General features: G+C 40.2%; 5 protein-coding genes. 2 read left to right on the plus strand and 3 right to left on the minus strand.

The window, feature by feature from the left end; translation table 11 throughout:
* Positions 1-9: 9 nt before the first annotated feature.
* Both QFX10_RS09080 and QFX10_RS09085 read right to left on the minus strand, forming a co-directional pair.
* Positions 10-1,212: a CCA tRNA nucleotidyltransferase gene (locus QFX10_RS09080; protein WP_280605912.1), complete on the minus strand. Its 1,203-nt coding sequence runs from the start codon at positions 1,210-1,212 to the stop codon at positions 10-12.
* A 75-nt stretch (positions 1,213-1,287) separates the two neighbouring features.
* A complete protein-coding gene (locus QFX10_RS09085) occupies positions 1,288-2,142 on the minus strand; it encodes a YitT family protein (RefSeq protein WP_280605913.1) in 855 nt (284 codons plus the stop codon).
* Positions 2,143-2,341: 199 nt separating this feature from the next.
* Between QFX10_RS09085 and QFX10_RS09090 the strand changes: the two genes are divergently transcribed.
* Positions 2,342-3,166, plus strand: coding sequence for a site-specific integrase (locus QFX10_RS09090; RefSeq protein ID WP_280605914.1), 825 nt, complete (start codon positions 2,342-2,344; stop codon positions 3,164-3,166).
* A 136-nt stretch (positions 3,167-3,302) separates the two neighbouring features.
* Positions 3,303-4,970: an IS1182 family transposase gene (locus QFX10_RS09095; protein ID WP_280605405.1), complete on the plus strand. Its 1,668-nt coding sequence runs from the start codon at positions 3,303-3,305 to the stop codon at positions 4,968-4,970.
* 219 nt (positions 4,971-5,189) lie between these two features.
* On the opposite strand, the gene QFX10_RS09100 is transcribed toward QFX10_RS09095, so the two are convergent.
* Complete coding sequence (locus QFX10_RS09100; RefSeq protein WP_280605915.1) at positions 5,190-20,195, minus strand: mucin-binding protein; 15,006 nt, start codon at positions 20,193-20,195, stop codon at positions 5,190-5,192.
* Positions 20,196-20,824: the final 629 nt, after the last annotated feature.

Genomic DNA, 20,824 nt, shown 5'->3' on the forward strand with positions numbered 1-20,824 from the left:
AATTATCCTCTACCTCAGATTTTTAGCACGTGTAAGTAACGCCTCTTTTTGATTGGATATCTCACCTAAGACAACTTCGCGCTCAAGGATGTTTAAGATCTTGCCTAAAAGAGGTCCAGGAGTCAGCTTGGCTTCTTTGATCAAGAGTTTACCGTTGACAGCTAATTGACTCTTATCTTTGATCGCAAGTTGCGCATAAGCTTGCATAAAATCGGCTGCATCAAAAGCAGGAAAAGCCAGTAAAGTAGCAAGCTGGGCTACAGCACTAACTGCTTCACTTTTAGCTTGATAACAAGCCCAAATATCTTTTTTGCCAGTTGAATAGATCTGGAGTAAATTTAAGATATGTTGTGCTTGAGCAATGATCTCATTTGAAGTTTTCCAAGCTTTTAGTAATTTTCTGAGTTGTTTTTCATTTAATTTGAAACTATAACCTAAAAGCCCCCAACATTGAGCCTCTGTCGTCAGCTCGAGTTCAAGTTTGCTCAAGTCTGCCAAAGCTTGGGCATGTGGGGCAAAACCTGGACAGTATTCAAATAAACGTGTTGTGACAAAAGCTTCTAAGCCACATTTGGGCTGCTTCCCTAATAAAAGCTTGATCCATTCAACATGGATCCGTTCAACCGCGATCTTTTCCAAAAGATGCGCATTTTGTTGGATCGCTTGCAATGTATTTACTTCGATCGAAAAATCTAATTGGCTTGCAAAGCGAACAGCACGCATCATACGCAAAGCATCTTCAAAAAAACGTTCTTTTGCATCACCGACAGCTTTGATCCTTTTAGCTTTGAGATCTTCTAAGCCACCAAACAGATCGATGATCTGACCATCTGGCGCTAATGCAAGTGCATTGATCGTCAGATCACGCCGTTTGAGATCTTCTGCTAATGAGCGTACAAATTCGACTTTATCTGGGCGTCTGAAATCTTGATATCCACTCTCAGTTCGAAAAGTTGTGATCTCATAACCAATACCATGATCCAAGACCATAACTGTCCCATGTTCGATCCCAGTATCAACTGTTTTGCTGAAGATCTGCTTGATCTCTTCTGGATATGCGCTTGTGGCAATATCGATATCATGGATCGGCAGACCTAACAGTGTATCGCGAACACATCCACCGACAAAATAAGCTTCAAAGCCAGCTTGCCGGATCTGTTTTAAGATCGGGAGGGCTTCTTCAAATTCAACTGGAAGTTTTTTGATTTGCATTTTTTGCTCAAAATCCCTTCTCAATAATAAATGTTCAATTGTCATTATACGCTGTCTGCAAAGAGAGATACAAGCTTACTTTTTCCCATAGGTAAAGCCTTCACCTACCACCTCAGTTACTTCTAAGATCGAAATAAAGGCCGCAGGGTCATGCTTTTCAGCGATCCTTTTGACAAAAGTTAGTTCACTTGGACTAACAACGCAATAGATCGCTTTAAAATCTTTATTTGAAAAAGCACCTTGGCCCTTTAAATAACTGACTCCCCGATCAAGTTCTGCGATGATCTCTTTTGCTATTTCTTCGGAATAAAGAGAAATAATAACAACTCCACGAGCAGCATAAGCACCACCTTGAATAAAATTAACTAGTTGAGAAAAAATATAAGATGCTAGTAAGGTATACATCATTTGGCGAATATCTATGTAACTTAAAGAGAGGGTCAAGACGATCGCATCAAGGGCTAACAAGGTTTTTCCCATCGCGATCCCCCGTTCTTTTTCAAGGATCCGCGCAACAACGTCGGTCCCCCCAGTAGTTCCACCAAAACGGTAAACGATCCCTGAACCAGCGCCACCAAAGATCCCGGCTAAAACTCCTGCAATAAATAGATCTTTATGAACATTGATCGTTAAATAATAGCGTTGCCAAAACCAGATCCAAAAAGATAAAGCTAAGGTCCCATAGATCGTATAGAGCAGTGCTTTTTTTCCTAAAAAGCGGTAACCGATAATGATCAGCGGAATATTGATCATTATCGTTGAGATTGCCGGATCGATGTGTAACCAATAACGAATGATCAAAGTCAGTCCAGTCACTCCTCCTTCAGCCAAATTATTTTTGATATTGATCGAAACTAGTCCTAATCCATATAAACAACAGCCTAGAGCGATCATAATGAGATCTAACCCACGTATTTTTTCATCGCGCATAAGATCACCTTCCTCTTAATTTTTTTAAAGTCACTTTTATCATAGCATAGCAGATCTAAATTTTTTGTTAACAGCGCCTGGTTTTGGCGCTGTTTTTTATTAACTATTTAGTTAAAGTAACTTTTTATTAATGAATGGACAAATAAAGACATTCATGTTAAAGTTAAAATAACAATTTATTATTAGGCAGGTGTTTTAAATGTCTTTTCCTTACGAAAAAAGATTCCGCCATTATTTAGCAACAAAACGTATTTTAGAACGTAATACTCAAGACGATATTTGTCGTGATGTAGCTGACCTTTTTAACTACCTTCGTCATTTCAATTCCTTATATCAAAAAGATCCCGACCTTTCAAAATTAGAAGAAAGCGATATCCGTGATTACTTGAATATGCTTCAAACAAAGCGGGAGATCAAACCAACAACATACAATAAGGTTTTGACGCATCTGAATGTCTATTTTTCATTTTTATTCAGTGAAAAGCTTTCAAAAAGTATGCCAACTTTAGCCTTAAAAGGCCTTAAACGCCCTCAAAATTCACCAGTTCCTTTGACTTGGCAAACAGATCTTCACTTACTTTTAGAAAATGACCAGCTTTCTTATTACACTCGACTGATGTTATTACTACTGGCACACTATTATCCGATCAACGAGATCTTGCGACCTGGTTTTTATCAAATTTTACAGACTGAAAAATTCACACCGGAAGAAGAGAAATTCTTAGAAAATTTCCGCTCCTATATTGCTCCACGCCAGCTTCGTCAACAAAGTGATGATCTTTTCTTGAAGCAACGCTTTAATTTAGCTGAACCACAGCTGACTTTGCCTGCTTTACATAAATATTTAAAAGCTGATCAAGAAGTTTGCCATCTACCATTAGCTCCTCGAAAACTCTATCAAGCAGCGATCTTCAATTATATCAAAACTAATCAAAATGCGACCGACCAAGAGCTTTGTGAGCGTCTCCGTTTAGATGGGACTTCGCTCAACTATTATCGGCAAGAACTTCACAAACTAGACTAAAAAAACGGGGCTGGGAAAAAACTCAGTTCTAATAAAGAAAGAGGCTCACGTCGAATTTTTTCAACGTGAGCCTTTTCATATGATCGATCTCTTGCTAATATTAAGTTGTCCAAAAATAATAAAGGAGAGACCTACCATGTATAAAAATTATAACACATCTGAATTAGAATTGGATATCACTTATTCAATGAAATTACCTGCTGATCATATTGCTGTTTTGATCAGTCATTTTGTTGATTCGATCCCCCAAGATATTCTTTTAGAGGACACTTCACATACCGGTCGTCCAGCTTTTCATCCAGCTATGCTTTTAAAAATGACTTTATTTGCTTACCATGAATCCGTCTTTTCTGGTAGAAAGATCGCTAAATTGAATCAATACTATCTTCCAATGATGTGGTTAAGCGGAAATACTTCTGTTAGTTATAAGACTATCAATAACTTCCGGTCAAGTGATCATGCTAAAGAAATCATCGAAAAAGCCTTTGTGCTGTTTACCTTGCTTCTATCTAAAAATGGTATGTTAGATGCCGATGAAGCTTTATTTATTGATGGTACTAAATTAGAAGCTGATGCTAATCGCTATAGTTTTACCTGGAAAAATGCTTCTGATAAGTTTGAAAAGTCGCTTGATGAAAGAGTAGCTAAGACCTATGACGAGCTGATCCAACACCAAGTTGATATCGCTATTTCAAAAGATATGCTGGGGTCCAGTGATGCGATAAAGGAGCTTATTAAGGGGACCGATCTTAAATTAGATGCGATTGAAGAAGATATCGCTACTGAACCTAAAGTCATAAAAGGTGGTTCAAAAAATAAGCGAGCTCGTCGAAGACTAAAAAGCATCAAACGCAAACTCCAAACTGATCTTCTGCCAAGAAAAGAAAGATACGAACGTAATAGGAAGATCTTTCAGGGACGAAATAGCTTCTCAAAAACAGATAATGACGCTACTTTTATGCGTTTAAAGGAAGATCATATGAAAAATGGGCAACTAAAGCCTGCTTACAATTTACAGATCGCGACTAGCGGTCGCTTTGTCCTACATTATGATATATTTCCTAACCCAACGGACACACGGACATTAGTGCCATTTTTAAAATCTTTTACTAACTTAGAACTATTCAAATATATAGTGGCGGACGCTGGATATGGGAATGAAGCTAACTATCAGGCTGTTACTGATATGTTTGAAAAAATTCCCTTGATGCCCTATCCAATGTATCAAAAAGAACAGAGTCGCAAATACAAAAAAGATCCACGCAATATCAAAAATTGGACATATCATGCAGAAGATGATTATTATACAGATCCTGACGGTGTAGTATTTAAGTTTCAAAGATACAGTTCAAGTGTGGACAAATATGGATTCAAAAGAAACTTTAAAGTTTACGTAGCTGATGTTTTCCAGGCCACTAAAGAACTTGAAAACTTAGCTAAGACACCTAAGGGCTATCAGCGAACTAAAGCCATAAATTATAACTGGGAATTTTTTAAAAATAGTGCCGCAGAAGACCTTTCAAGTGAAAAGGGTTCAAAGATCTACGCGAGAAGACGTACAGATGTTGAAACCATTTTCGGAGATATGAAGGGTAATTTTGGCGTACGCCGAGTACATGTTAGAGGAGAGAAAGCAGTTCGAAATGAGATCGGACTGATACTTTTGACGATCAATATATCAAAATTATGGCACCTATTCAAAGAAATAGGGGGAGGATTTTTGAAAAAACGATCCGAAAACAAGCATAAAAGAAAAATACCTGATCAAATTTCTCAAAAACGAGATTTGATCAGGTATTTTTAGTTCAGGCTAGTAGTTTTTTCCCAGCCCCATTTTTTTATTGACCCAAAAAGACATATTCTCTCATTTATTTGCGTAAAAAAGCACTTCCTACATTTTTGTAGGAAGTGCTTTTATGAATAGCATAATCAGTTGCATGCAAAGATACGTCAATTATTTGATTTTGCACAAAAACCTAGTATTTTCAACGGTTTTATTCCACCGTTCAGCCTAACTTTTTTGCTATTTTCTTTTTTTTCTTCTTTGACCTAGTTCTGCCGTTCCTATCAAAGCAGCACCACTTAATAAACCTAGTCCGAGCAATAACGTTTCTTTATCTTTTGTATCACCTGTTTGTGGTAACTCCGCCGCTTTAGTTTCAGTTGCTTCAGAAATCACTGGGGTTTCTGGGGCTTCTTTAACTGGCGTATACACGTTATTAACTGGCGTCGTTGTTGGTGTGCCTGGTGTAGCTGGCACATATCTCTTCGGCGTAACTTCACCTGGTCTATTTGGTGTGACGGTTGGGATCTCTGAGCGATAAACGACTTGTTCGTTCAAGTTTTCTTGGACCGTTTCTTTTGCGCTAACTACTACTTTATCTGCGTAATATCCCTTGATCATAGGTGATCTTACGGCTTCGTAGTGTGCTTTGTCAGCTGTCCAAGCTTCATTAGGATTCTTGACTTCCCCTGTCACTGTGTCAATGATCAATGTCCGGGTCCATGTAGATGTTTGCACATTGTCATCGGCAACCTTATTACCTTGTTCATCAACATAAGTGATCGTTGATGTGTAGTCTTTGCTATATTGATCTTTCGCAGGCCATTTTGGTCCATTCGGATCGTTAGGGTTGATCGGTGTGTTTGGTTCATGTGGATCGTTTGGTCCAACTGGTTTTTCTCCATGTTTCAAGATAACTTTAAAGACTTGATCTATGTTTTTATCGTTATCAAACATTGCATCAGCTGGGAAACCATCACTTACAAGCACGTAACCTTTATCAGTCAACGCTTTGATCTTAGTAGCTGTTGAGTATTCGATCTTAGCGTTGCTCTTACCTGAAACACTGTCAGAGGCAAGTTGTTGCCCTGTTGTTTCATCGATATAATTGATCGTTGCTTTTTGATCATCGTAGTTGTAAACAACTTTTGTATCCTTACCAGGATCTTCTGGCGTCACGCTTGGTACTTCTGGTGTCATACCTGGGATCTCTGGTACTGGTTGATCTGGCACAGTCTTCGTTGGGTCAGTTGGATCATTTGGATATTGTGGCGTTGGGGCATCTGGAATTGGCTTTCCATTTGGATCAACTGGAATGATCTTACCTAACTTAGCGTACGTAAAGGTCACTGTGACGTTGTCTTTACCAAATGTACCTTTAGCGTTGTCTGAAGTCTTGATCAAGTAGTATCCATTGATAACTTTGGCATCGCCTGTGACGTCGTACTCTGTACCTTCTTTGTAGTCTGTACCTTTAGTTACAGAAGCAGATAATTCGTTACCTTCTTCATCAACGAAGCGTTCTGTCAAGCTGTACTTGTCTTCTACAACTGGCACATAGATCACTGGTGTATCTTCACCTGGTTTATCTGGTGTTACACTTGTTACTTCTGGACGATAACCTGGGATCTCTGGTACTGGCTGATCTGGCACAGTCTTGCTTGGGTCAGTTGGATCGTTTGGATATTGTGGTGTTGGTGCATCTGGAATTGGATTTCCATTTGGATCAACTGGAACGATCTTACCTAACTTAGCGTACGTAAAGGTCACTGTGACATTATCTTTACCAAATTTGCCTTTAGCGTTGTCTGAAGTTGCCTTCAAGTAGTAGCCATTGATAACTTTGGCATCGCCTGTGACGTCGTACTCTGTACCTTCTTTATAATCTGTTCCTTTAGTTACAGAAGCAGATAATTCAGTACCTTCTTCGTCGACAAAGCGTTCTGTCAAGCTGTACTTGTCTTCTACAACTGGCACATAGATCACTGGTGTATCTTCACCTGGTTTATCTGGTGTCACAGTTGGCACTTCTGGACGATAGCCTGGGATCTCTGGTACTGGTTGGTTTGGTACTGTCTTACTTGGGTCAGTTGGATCGTTTGGATATTGTGGCGTTGGTGCATCTAGAATTGGATTTCCATTTGGATCAACTGGAACGATCTTACCTAACTTAGCATACGTAAAGGTTACTGTGACGTTGTCTTTACCAAATGTACCTTTAGCGTTGTCTGAAGTTGCCTTCAAGTAGTAGCCAGCGATAACTTTGGCATCGCCTGTGACGTCGTATTCTGTACCTTCTTTGTAATCCGTCCCTTTAGTTACAGAAGCAGATAATTCAGTACCTTCTTCGTCGACAAAGCGCTCTGTCAAGCTGTACTTGTCTTCTACAACTGGTACATAGATCACTGGTGTGTCTTCACCTGGTTTATCTGGTGTTACACTTGGTACTTCTGGTTGGTAGCCTGGGATCTCTGGTACTGGCGTTGTTCCACCCTTAGTTGGATCGTTTGGATCGTTAGGGTATTGTGGATTTGGTACGTTTGGAATTGGGTTTCCTTCTGGATCCACTGGAATAACTTTACCTAGCGGCCGGTAAACGACTTGTTCAGTCAAGTTTTCTTGCACTGTGTCTTTAGCATTTACGACTGCTTTATCAGCGTAGTACCCTTCAACAACTGGAGATTTGACTGCATTATATTGTGACTTGTCAGCTGTCCACGTTTCATTAGGGTTCTTGACTTCTCCTGTCACTGTGTCAATGATCAATGTCCGAGTCCATGTAGATGTTTGCACATTGTCATCAGCAACTTTGTTGCCTTGTTCATCAACGTATGTGATCGTAGCGGTGTATTCCTTACTGTATCGATCCTTTGTAGGCCATTTTGGTCCATTTGGATCTGGATCGTTAGGGTTCACTGGAGTTTCTGGTTCATGTGGATCATTTGGTCCAACTGGTTTTTCTCCGTGTTTTAAGATAACCTCAAAGATCTGATCGACATTCTTATCATTATCAAAGGTCGCATCTGTTGGGAAACCATCACTTACTAACACGTACCCTTTATTTGTCAACTCATTGATCTTGCCCACCGTCGTATATTCGATCTTGGCGTTATTTCTACCTGTAACACTATCTGAACCTAACTGTTGTCCTGTCGTTTCATCGATATAATTGATCGTTGCTTTTTGATCATCATAGTTGTAAACGACTTTTGTATCTTCCCCTGGATCTTCTGGAGTGATCGTTGGTACTTCTGGCGTCATTCCTGGAATATTTGGTACTGGTTGATCTGGGGTCGTCTTACTTGGATCAGTCGGATCATTTGGATACTGTGGATTTGGTACATCTGGGATCGGATTACCATCTGGATCTACCGGAACGATCTTGCCTAATGGACGGTAAACGACTTGTTCACTCAAGTTTTCTTGCACTGTGTCTTTAGCATTTACGACTGCTTTATCAGCATAGTACCCTTCAACGACTGGAGATTTGACTGCATCATATTGTGACTTGTCAGCTGTCCACGTTTCATTAGGGTTCTTGACTTCTCCTGTCACTGTGTCAATGATCAATGTCCGAGTCCATGTTGATGTTTGCACATTGTCATCGGCAACTTTGTTACCTTGTTCATCAACATAAGTGATCGTTGATGTGTAGTCTTTGCGGTATTGATCTTTAGCTGGCCATTTTGGTCCATTTGGATCTGGATCGTTAGGGTTCACTGGAGTTTCTGGTTCGTGTGGATCATTTGGTCCAACTGGTTTTTCTCCGTGTTTCAGATGGATCACTACATTTTGATCAACATCATCATTGTCATCAAATGTTGCTGGTAATCTATCTTGACTCACTAACACATAGCCCTTGTCAACGTAACCCTTGATGATCTGTTGGTAATCTTGGAGAACACTTGCGCCGATCACACTTGAACTGTCACCAACGGCTAATCTCACTTCGTTTTCTAAGACTCTACCATTATCACCATCATCGATCACTGTATACGTCAATACTTGTTGATTTGTGTTGTAGTAGACTGTCACTTCGCTGTTTTGACTAGCTGAGGTGACTGTTTGGGCTTCGACCACAGCTTTATCAGCTGTATAACCAGCGATCGTTGGACTTGTCACCGCCACAAACGTATCTGTAGCTGGATTCCAGACCGGATCACCAACGTTTTGTTTAGTCACTTGATCTACTTTATAGGTTGGCACAAACGTCTTTGTCTCAGTTACGCTATCAGCTGCTCTTCGACCTGTTTTTGGTCCGTTACTGTAAACGTAGTTGACTACTCTTGTGACATTCACTGGTGTGCCTTCTACATCTCTTAACGTATGCGTCAAGTAGACATAGTAGTTTTGATCGACGCTTGGATCAGCATCAAAAGTCCCAGCACTTGCTTCTGGTTGTGCTTCTGCAAGCTCATAACCAGCTTGTCCGTAGTTCCACAACGTATTGGTGTAACTTTGGTCTGCTTCACCTGTCAATGTTTGTAGTTGAGCTGTTAACTCAGTCCCTGAGGTCGGTGTATAACCTGTACCTTTTTCGACTCCGTAAACGTCCACATAGTGCACTTTTACTGTTTGAATCCCAGCAGTATACGTTACGACATCATTTAAGTCAGTCGATTCATGCGTCAAGCTTTGACTACCAACACTTGTCTTATCAGCAACATAGCCTGCGATTGTTGGGCTCGTTACTTCTAGTGTTGTTTGTGGGTCGCTCCAAACAGTAGTCAGCACTGCTTTCGTTACTGCATCTAACGTATTTCTTGAAGTAAAGACGTAGTCTTTTTCATACGTTCTGGCAGCTTCTTCACCTTGTTTTGGTCCATTGCCATAGACATATCTGATCGTTTGTTTGATCGTCTTCGTCTCGCCATTTTCTTCTAAACGACCATGGTTTAAATGGATCACTACATTTTGATCAACATCATCATTGTCATCAAATGTTGCTGGTAAGTTATCTTGACTCACTAACACATAGCCCTGATCAACATAACCATTGATGATCCGTTGGTAATCTTGGAGAACACTTGCGCCGATCACACTTGAGCTGGCTCCAACTGCTAATCTCACTTCGTTTTCTAAGACTCTACCATTATCACCATCATCGATCACTGTATACGTCAATACTTGTTCATTTGCGCTGTAGTAGACTGTCACTTCACTGTTTTGACTAGCTGAGGTGACGGCTTGGCCTTCGACCACAGCTTTATCAGCGGTATAACCGGCGATTGTTGGACTTGTCACCGCCACAAACGTATCTGTGGCTGGATTCCAGATCGGATCACCAACATTTTGTTTAGTCACTTGATCTACTTTATAAGTTGGCACAAACTTCTTCGTCTCAGTCACGCTATCAGCTGCTCTTTGACCTGCTTTTGGTCCGTTACTGTAAACGTAGTTGACTACTCTTGTGACGTTCACTGGCGTACCTTCTACGTCTCTTAACGTATGTGTCAAGTAGACATAGTAGTTTTGATCGACACTTGGATCAGTATCAAAAGTTCCAGCACTTGCTTCTGGCTGTGCTTCTGCAAGCTCATAACCAGCTTGTCCGTAGTTCCACAACGTATTGGTGTAACTTTGGTCTGCTTCACCTGTCAATGTTTGTAGTTGAGCTGTTAACTCAGTCCCTGACGTTGGCGTATAACCTGTACCCTTTTCGACTCCGTAAACGTCCACATAGTGCACTTTTACTGTTTGAATCCCAGCAGTATACGTTACGACATCATTTAAGTCAGTCGATTCATGCGTCAAGCTTTGACTGCCAACACTTGTCTTATCAGCGACATAGCCTGCGACTGTCGGACTCGTCACTTCTGATGTTATTTGGGTAGCACTCCAGATCGTATCGAGAACAGCCTTAGTTACTGCATCTAACGTATTTCTTGAAGTAAAGACGTAGTCTTTTTCATACGTTCTGGCAGCTTCTTCACCTTGTTTTGGTCCATTGCCATAGACATATCTGATCGTCTGTTTGATCGTCTTCGTCTCGCCGTTTTCTTCTAAACGACCATGGTTTAAATGGATCACTACATTTTGATCAACATCATCATTGTCATCAAATGTTGCTGGTAATCTATCTTGACTCACTAACACATAGCCCTTGTCAACGTAACCCTTGATGATCTGTTGGTAATCTTGGAGAACACTTGCGCCGATCACACTTGAACTGTCACCAACGGCTAATCTCACTTCGTTTTCTAAGACTCTACCATTATCACCATCATCGATCACTGTATACGTCAATACTTGTTGATTTGTGTTGTAGTAGACTGTCACTTCGCTGTTTTGACTAGCTGAGGTGACTGTTTGGGCTTCGACCACAGCTTTATCAGCTGTATAACCAGCGATCGTTGGACTTGTCACCGCCACAAACGTATCTGTAGCTGGATTCCAGACCGGATCACCAACGTTTTGTTTAGTCACTTGATCTACTTTATAGGTTGGCACAAACGTCTTTGTCTCAGTTACGCTATCAGCTGCTCTTCGACCTGTTTTTGGTCCGTTACTGTAAACGTAGTTGACTACTCTTGTGACATTCACTGGTGTGCCTTCTACATCTCTTAACGTATGCGTCAAGTAGACATAGTAGTTTTGATCGACGCTTGGATCAGCATCAAAAGTCCCAGCACTTGCTTCTGGTTGTGCTTCTGCAAGCTCATAACCAGCTTGTCCGTAGTTCCACAACGTATTGGTGTAACTTTGGTCTGCTTCACCTGTCAATGTTTGTAGTTGAGCTGTTAACTCAGTCCCTGAGGTCGGGGTGTAACCTGTACCTTTTTCGACTCCGTAAACGTCCACATAGTGCACTTTTACTGTTTGAGTCCCAGCAGTATACGTTACGACATCATTTAAGTCAGTCGATTCATGCGTCAAGCTTTGACTGCCAACACTTGTCTTGTCAGCGACATAGCCTGCAATTGTTGGGCTCGTTACTTCTAGTGTTGTTTGTGGCTCGCTCCAAACAGTAGTCAGCACTGCTTTCGTTACTGCATCTAACGTATTTCTTGAGGTGAAGACGTAGTCTTTTTCATACGTTCTGGCAGCTTCTTCACCTTGTTTTGGTCCATTGCCATAGACATATCTGATCGTTTGTTTGATCGTCTTCGTCTCGCCGTTTTCTTCTAAACGACCATGGTTTAAGTGGATCACTACATTTTGATCAACATCATCATTGTCATCAAATGTTGCTGGTAAGCTATCTTGACTCACTAACACATAGCCCTGATCAACGTAACCATTGATGATCCGTTGGTAATCTTGGAGAACACTTGCGCCGATCACACTTGAGCTGTCTCCAACTGCCAATCTCACTTCGTTTTCTAAGACTCTACCATTATCACCATCATCGATTACTGTATACGTCAATACTTGTTCATTTGCGCTGTAGTAGACTGTCACTTCGCTATTTTGACTAGCTGAGGTGACTGTTTGGGCTTCGACCACAGCTTTATCAGCTGTATAACCAGCGATCGTTGGACTTGTCACTGCTACAAACGTATCTGTGGCTGGATTCCAGACTGGATTGCCAACATTTTGTTTAGTCACTTGATCTACTTTATAAGTTGGCACAAACGTCTTCGTCTCAGTCACGCTATCAGCTACTCTTTGACCTGCTTTTGGTCCGTTACTGTAAACGTAGTTGACTACTCTTGTGACGTTTACTGGTGTGCCTTCTACGTCTCTTAACGCATGCGTCAAGTAAACATAGTAGTTTTGATCGACACTTGGATCAGCATCAAAAGTCCCAGCACTTGCTTCTGGCTGTGCTTCTGCAAGCTCATAACCAGCTTGTCCGTAGTTCCACAACGTATTGGTGTAACTTTGGTCTGCTTCACCTGTCAATGTTTGTAGTTGAGCTGTCAACTCAGTCCCTGACGTTGGGGTGTAACCTGTGCCTTTTTCGACTCCGTAAACGTCCACATAGTGCACTTTTACTGTTTGAGTCCCAGCAGTATACGTTACGACATCATTTAAGTCAGTCGACTCATGCGTCAAGCTTTGACTGCCGACACTTGTCTTATCAGCGACATAGCCTGCAATTGTTGGGCTCGTTACTTCTAGTGTTGTTTGTGGCTCGCTCCAAACAGTAGTCAGCACTGCTTTCGTTACTGCATCTAACGTATTTCTTGAAGTAAAGACGTAGTCTTTTGTATACGTTCTAGCAGCTTCTTCACCTTGTTTTGGTCCATTGCCATAGACATAACTGATCGTTTGTTTGATCGTCTTCGTCTCGCCGTTTTCTTCTAAACGACCATGGTTTAAGTGGATCACTACATTTTGATCAACATCATCATTGTCATCAAATGTTGCTGGTAAGCTATCTTGACTCACTAAAACATAGCCTTGATCAACATAACCATTGATGATCCGTTGGTAATCTTGCAGAACACTTGCGCCGATCACACTTGAGCTATCTCCAACTGCTAATCTCACTTCGTTTTCTAAGATCTTACCATTATCACCATCATCGATCACTGTATAAGTCAATACTTGTTGATTTGCGCTGTAGTAAACTGTCACTTCGCTGTTTTGACTAGCTGAGGTGACTGTTTGAGCTTCGACCACAGCTTTATCAGCTGTATAACCAGCGATCGTTGGGCTTGTCACCGCCACAAACGTATCTGTGGCTGGATTCCAGACTGGATCACCAACATTTTGTTTAGTAACTTGATCTACTTTATAAGTTGGTACAAACGTCTTCGTCTCAGTCACGCTATCAGCTGCTCTTTGTCCCGCTTTTGGTCCGTTACTGTAAACGTAGTTGACTACTCTTGTGACGTTTACTGGCGTACCTTCTACATCTCTTAACGTATGTGTCAAGTAGACATAGTAGTTTTGATCGACACTTGGATCAGCATCAAAAGTCCCAGCGCTTGCTTCTGGCTGTGCTTCTGCAAGCTCATAACCAGCTTGTTCGTAGTTCCACAACGTATTGGTGTAACTTTGGTCTGCTTCACCTGTCAATGTTTGTAGTTGAGCTGTCAACTCAGTCCCTGAAGTCGGTGTATAACCTGTACCTTTTTCGACTCCGTAAACGTCCACATAGTGCACTTTTACTGTTTGAGTCCCAGCAGTATACGTTACGACATCATTTAAGTCAGTAGATTCATGCGTCAAGCTTTGACTGCCAACACTTGTCTTATCAGCAACATAGCCTGTAATTGTTGGACTCGTCACTTCTGATGTTGTTTGAGCAGCACTCCAAATCGTATCGATAACAGCCTTAGTTACTGCATCTAACGTATTTCTTGAGGTGAAGACGTAGTCTTTTTCATACGTTCTGGCAGCTTCTTCACCTTGTTTTGGTCCATTGCCATAGACATATCTGATCGTTTGTTTGATCGTCTTCGTCTCGCCGTTTTCTTCTAAACGACCATGGCTAAGGTGGATCACCACCAACTGATCTACAGATGAATCTGAATCATATTTATCTGGGATCTCAGACATACTTTCAATAATATATCCCTGTTTTTTATAATCATCGGCGATCTTTTGGTAGCGTTGATAGATACTTAACGGAACATCTGATTCTGATTCACCTGTCCCAAGCAATGTTACTGGAACAAGCTCTTTGTTTTCAGTATCATCTATCACTTGATAATTGAGCACTTGTTGCTCAGGAGCATAGTAAACGGTAAAGCTCAGATCACTTTCTGGCGTTTCATGTGTTACATTGATACTTTCGATCTTTGCTTTGTCTGGTGTATAGCCTGAGACAGTCGGACTTTGAACTTCAACAAATGTTTGAGGACTGCTCCAAACTGTATTGATAACTTCCTTAGTTACTTTATCGATCGTATCGACAGAAGTGAACGTTATTGGTTGTGAAGTGTACATTGGCGCTGCAACGTCACCTTTATGGATCCCACTAGCATATAAATAATTGATCTTTTCTGTTAATGTTACTGAAGATCCTGCCTTATCCTCTGTATCATGCCGTAAATGGACCACTAATGTTTGATCGACTGTTGGATCATTATCATAGTTATCAGGCACTGGATCTTGGCTGACTACAACATACCCAGCAGCTTTATAACGTTCGATAATATTTTCATAATCACTCTTAGTCGAAGCACTGACTTCTGAATTTGATAAACCATTTCCAAGCTCTTGCTTGTCTACTAATGTAACTGGTGTATATCCCGCATCAGTTTTAGTGCCTTGATCATCGATAACAGTCACACGTAAAGTTTGGAGATCTTCAACATATTTGATCTCATACACTTGAATATCTGTATCAGTATTACCAGTATTTTCAGTGTTATCAAAAGTCAATTTAGCTGCCAAAGCCGCATCTAAACTGCTATATTCTTTTCCGTCTGGCGCAGTGACTGTATAGCGATAATTTTGACGTCTAAACGCCAAAGATCCATTTGCTAACGTAGTTGCATCTGAAAGAACAGGCCTTCCATCTGCACCATAAAACATCGTTCCCCCAGATACCCCGTCATTATAGAAAGGACTGATATTTTCTGCTTCAGCTACAGTTGCTGGGATCTCATTTACAGGATCATTTTGGCTGATGATCACAGCCTTTTGGAAATCACCAACATAATTAACGATAAAGTTTTGCGTTGCCCCAGAGATATCACTGGTACTATCAAATGTCCCTTGAGCTGCTAAAGCCTCAGCTAAAGTACCATATTCACTACGTCCATCTTTATCTGTCAGTAGTTTACCCGTACGATCGACTACTGTGATCGTATAGTGATAACCTTTACGAGCTAATTGCGCATCTGTCACACTAAAGCTGATAGCGCTGACCCCTGTAGGATCTTCTTGGAAGTTACTTCCAGTATTTGCTTGCGGATCACCAGTCGCAGTCGCCAACTCAGTCCCTCTAAGCGATCCTTCAAGCAAACGTGCCTTATCAACTTGATAGATCCTTGTCACTACAGTAGAACCATCTGCTTGTAAAAGATTACTTGGCGAGAATGTATCTCGCGTGAATTTATATCCAGTGATAGTTTCAGAAGGATCAAGCACTAAAGCTTTCCCAGTTTCACCAAAGAGATCACCATTTGTAACGGTGTACTCGCCAGTATCTGGATCTAAAACAGCTTTACCTTGTACATCTTTGTAACCATTGATCTGATTTCCATCTTGATCAACGATCTTCAAAGTCGCATAAGTCGCATAAGTATCAGTAACTTCCCCCCTAACTAAAGATAACTGATTTTCATACCCTCCGACTTGTCGTAAGGTAACCTTCTTCGACATATTATCCTCACTTGTCGGTGAATATGCGTTAAATTGATAAACGATCTTGTTACTTGCACTCAATGCTGGCACATATAATACTAATGATTTGATCGTTGACCAATCAGTTACTTGGTCTGCAGTCTTTAATTGACTTGGGAGCGCTTGACCACGCGACCATGTCGATCCATCCTCAAAGGTTAACGTTGTACCGTCTGAACTCAGTGTAGCTAACTGCGTCGAATAATACATTGTATGTGCGTCATTGACATAGTTATTGGTTGGATCAATTGCCAATGACCCTGGTCCACTAACATTTAGCGTAAAATCTTGGGTCGCATTAGGATTATTGCCATCAACTACTCCAGCTTGTGGCAAATTCATAACTGAAATAACGCCTTTTAATGGATCAGACGTATTATTGACCATTCCCAATTGAAGAGTTTGAAGACCGATTTTATCCCCGTTAACATCAACATGATCTTGAGTCGGATAATTCAAACCATTAGATGATGAAACAAAATCGACCGTTCCTTTGATCAAAGGAGTCGCTTTAACTTCAAGAGGAGCAACAATACGCAAATAGCTATTATTATTCCCAGACTCTACCATCATAGTATCGACACTTGTACCATCATTAAACTCGATCTTTGCCTTATTCGAACTAGGTATGGTCGAATTACTGAAGTCACCGCCCACTTGAACCCAACTAGTATTACTGTCACTATTGACATTAGGAGCATAAGCACGCAACCCTTCAGTTGAGACTCCCATCGCCTGTAGTTGTGCTGCAGTATATAGATCTAAAGTTTTATTATTTGCTTTATCTTCATAGGCATATAACGTTTCAAGTGTCCTAGCAGTATCAAATCCATTCACCGCATCACTGCGGACCCTAAACGCTAAAGATATCGAAGTACGTGGTTCCATCTCGTATCCTGTCCCAGTCCAATCAAGTACGACAACACTTTGACCACTTGTATTATACTTCCTAGATACTTTCGGACTCGGTACACTTTCAAAATCATCACCAGAAATAGTGTAAATAGTCCCTGTCGCAGGATCTCTCACTATATCCATTTGGTCAGGAACAGTAAAATATACGATCGGATCTTTAACTACACCATGTTTTATCGGCAATGGTCCTCCACCTGAATCAGTAGGTGTCGAATTAGCCTTATCTTCCAAGATCCCGCCCGCATCAAGGTTCACTCTGTTTATTAAGTAACTGCTAACTCCATCTACTTTAAGAGCTATATAATATACCTCACCAGCACTAAGAGCCTGTTGATTATTTCCATATCCTTGTGAGCGTGGCCAGTTATTTATAGAAAACGGAAGCTTTGTTTCCTCTAATCTTGTGATCGCAACCTCTACAGGAACTTCTTTATGTTCACTTTCAACGACTATATTCGAAACATACTCTTCCCCATATTGAGCACTAGTATTTAAATACCCTAACACACTGATATATCCCGTTGAAATATCATTTAACCCAACAAAGTTGTTTGACGCTTGAATACCATCAGCGTAATAAGGAACATCTGGGGTGACATCATAACCTGAAATTTTCACACCTTCAGGCAACTTCTCGCCATTACTAAATTTTCCAAAATGGTCTATAAGCCCAGTAATTGGATTATAGCTTTCACCTGCTTGTAAGCGTTGGGTGATTTTATGAGTGACCTCTTCTCCGCCTTCAGTAACTTTTCCAGTAACAACAACAGTATATCCAGTTTGTGCTGGATTATATGATCCAAAATCAGAATAATCGCCACTTACGTTATTTAGTGGCATTACGATCCCATTCGTTGTAATTTCAGATGGAAAGTCAAAATGATAGGTAGGTTTAAATTTAGTCAAACCATTTCCAATGACACCAACCGTATAAAGCACTGGCGCTGCAGGATATCCATTTTCTAGGGCCACTAATTTTCTTGCTGTACTTTTAGATGGAACAACTTTTACATTCGGCAATTTAACAGAATCATAGTTTGACACAGCCGTCCTAACAGTATTTGACTTTTGGTCATCTTTACTATACATTACAGAAACGTAAAAATTTTCATGAGCAACTGGAACAACGTTCCCATTTATTATTTTTGTATCATCTCTTGATACCACTGTCTCATTGAATGATTTTCCATCTTTTAGAGCTAGTGTAGGAGCTAAGCTTTCCCCAGTATCAATATTTATTTTTCCAAAGTAATGTTTTTTCCCGTCACCAAGATCATACCACCCTGATGGCTTATCACTTGTCCCTGTTGTTTGTGTGCTTGTGTAGCGCCCAATAAATTTAATATAGTTCAAAATACCAGGTTGCTTATCAAAGCTAAATGGAAGATCCTGAGATTCTACAATTACTGCTGTTCCTTCACCATTTGGCTGAGATATTTTTATTTGCCCGTTAATATATCGATCATTAAGCTTTGTTTTCTGAAGAAGATCTCCTGTAGCTTGTTCGTCTAGAAGAAAGTGTTCTGGGACAGGAATATTCAACTTTAGATATCCTTGAGTCGCAACCTGATTTCCCTTATATTGCATTTGAACGACATAGACATAGTTCTCATCGGTAGTACGAGAATTTTCTGTGCTAACATTGCTATACGGGATCACAGAACAATCATCTACACTTAAGTATTTTTCCAATACTACTTTAACAGTAGTGTCAGTAGGTGCTTCCACACCATTGATCAAAAAACTGAATTTATAGCCTTGACCACTGTGAAGAATATTTGGAGTATAATTATCCGTATATGGTTTATAAGCATAATGCGCCATTCCCGATCCTTCTTCAAAAAATGCAAGAGCCGGTATAGTTTGGGTCCTATTAACAGTAACATTATCTGGCACATCATCGATCGTCCAAGTAAAGGTTCGCGCACCGTTATAGTACCCTCTTTGGGGCGATCCAGTTGGTTTCATGTAATATGCTAAGTCTCTTCTTAATCCTTCATCTTGCCTGACAACTAGGCTAAATTTGTCTCCCTTTTTACCTGTATAAGAGATCGTCATCCCTAAGTTCCCAGCAAGGCTTAAATAACTTGAAGAAAATGTATACTCCCTAGATCCATCTTCCAATACTTTAGGAGCAGACAAAGTTCCTGTAGTGTCTCCTTGTGTTAAAGAAGTTATCCCAACTGTTCGCCCTGTTGTATCTGCTACTTGAGGTTCTGCACTTGCAGTAGTTGCTAATAGCGAAGTTTCTAGTTTGTTTGTTGATACCGAACGGGCTGTTCTTTTCAAAGGGGCCAGCTCTTTTGCAAGCTCAAAAGAGTCAAGCTGCTCCTCCGTTCGTAAGGCGCTTACTTGACTTTGAACTTTTGCTGGTTCCCCCTCTTGTTTTTGTTCATCGGTTCCTTCTGAAGCAGGCACTTTTGTCTCAATCACGTTATTATTTCCGTTGGGACTGTCGTCTTTTTCTGTAGCTTGAACTTTATTCTCGGAAACTTGAATCCTTGAGCTTGCTTCTGCTTCTTTATCATTCTTAGCTTCCTCTACAGATTCAGCTTTTTCAGTAGGGATACTAGCTTGATCTACAACATTCTCTACCTGAGACTTTGCATCCTCTCCTTGATTTTTTGAGGCATTTTGCTCATTAGATATTTCAGTTTCTTTTTCAGTGACTTCTTCTTGTGTATCTTCTGCTTTACTTGCGTCTACACCTTGTTCAGTATCTTGTACTTGTTCTCGTAACGCTTGTGTCTCATCAGTAGCGATAGCCCCATTTACTTCACTAGCTTGGTCTTTTTCCGCTACTGTAGACTCAACGGTCTGACTAGATGAATCAGTTTCTTTTATTTCGCTTACTTCATTGCCATTTGCCACTGTATCTGGCTGAGAAATATCATCTTTGACATCACCTGGAATGGTCGTACTTGCTAGTGGAGTCTCGTCAGCGGAAGCTTGTTGTACGAGTGAGGCAGTACTAAAGATCGACATCCCAGCTACGATCCACATCTTCTTCCTTTTATAAAGTTTATACCGCTTTTTTTCCTCTGTCGTATATTTAAATAACCGCGAATTTGCATTATATCTAAGCATACTCTACTCCCCCTGATATAGATATTTTTTTAAATACTACTTATTTATTGTATCTTTATTAATTTTCACTAATGTAATAGTAGGTCATTATTAAAATTATGTAAAGAAAATAATATAGTATTTTTTTGTTTTTTCTCTCTGTAGTTTTACTATATTTTAAAATTTAACAATTTTAAAAACAGGCTCATCCCACTCATATCAAGAATTTCCCCATATCCCATATACTTCATGCCCACTAAGTAAAAATATTATTATTCTTAAAACCGAAGTGTTGTTTTATTCAAATAAAATCATTTTATCCTAAAAATATCAACTAGGCTCCTATGACAAACGTTAAAAAAAATTTTTCAAATTTCAAATATTTAAACACACACTAGTTTTAGCGCAAAAAAAAGAACATCTAAATGCCCTCGTGTTCGTCACAGACTACACAAAAGAGAACTTTAAATGTCCTGATCTTATATTATTAAAACTGATCCCAAAGCTATCCAAGCAAATAGTACTATAAAAAATAGAGTATTTTACCTTACCTTATCGAATGAACAGTGTCGAAAGTGTAGCTTTGACAAAAATTTATATACAATTATCAAATTTAATTTGACGTTACACGCTACTTTTTCTTTTTACAA

The sequence above is a fragment of the Ligilactobacillus faecis genome, assembly GCF_029889745.1.
Taxonomy (GTDB): domain Bacteria; phylum Bacillota; class Bacilli; order Lactobacillales; family Lactobacillaceae; genus Ligilactobacillus; species Ligilactobacillus faecis.

Bases quoted from the DNA above. Each gene is read 5' to 3' on its own strand.
- QFX10_RS09080 (WP_280605912.1), bottom strand. From the start codon at position 1,212: ATGCAAATCAAAAAACTTCCAGTTGAATTTGAAGAAGCCCTCCCGATC.
- QFX10_RS09085 (WP_280605913.1), bottom strand. From the start codon at position 2,142: ATGCGCGATGAAAAAATACGTGGGTTAGATCTCATTATGATCGCTCTA.
- QFX10_RS09090 (WP_280605914.1), top strand. From the start codon at position 2,342: ATGTCTTTTCCTTACGAAAAAAGATTCCGCCATTATTTAGCAACAAAA.
- QFX10_RS09095 (WP_280605405.1), top strand. From the start codon at position 3,303: ATGTATAAAAATTATAACACATCTGAATTAGAATTGGATATCACTTAT.
- QFX10_RS09100 (WP_280605915.1), bottom strand. From the start codon at position 20,195: ATGCTTAGATATAATGCAAATTCGCGGTTATTTAAATATACGACAGAG.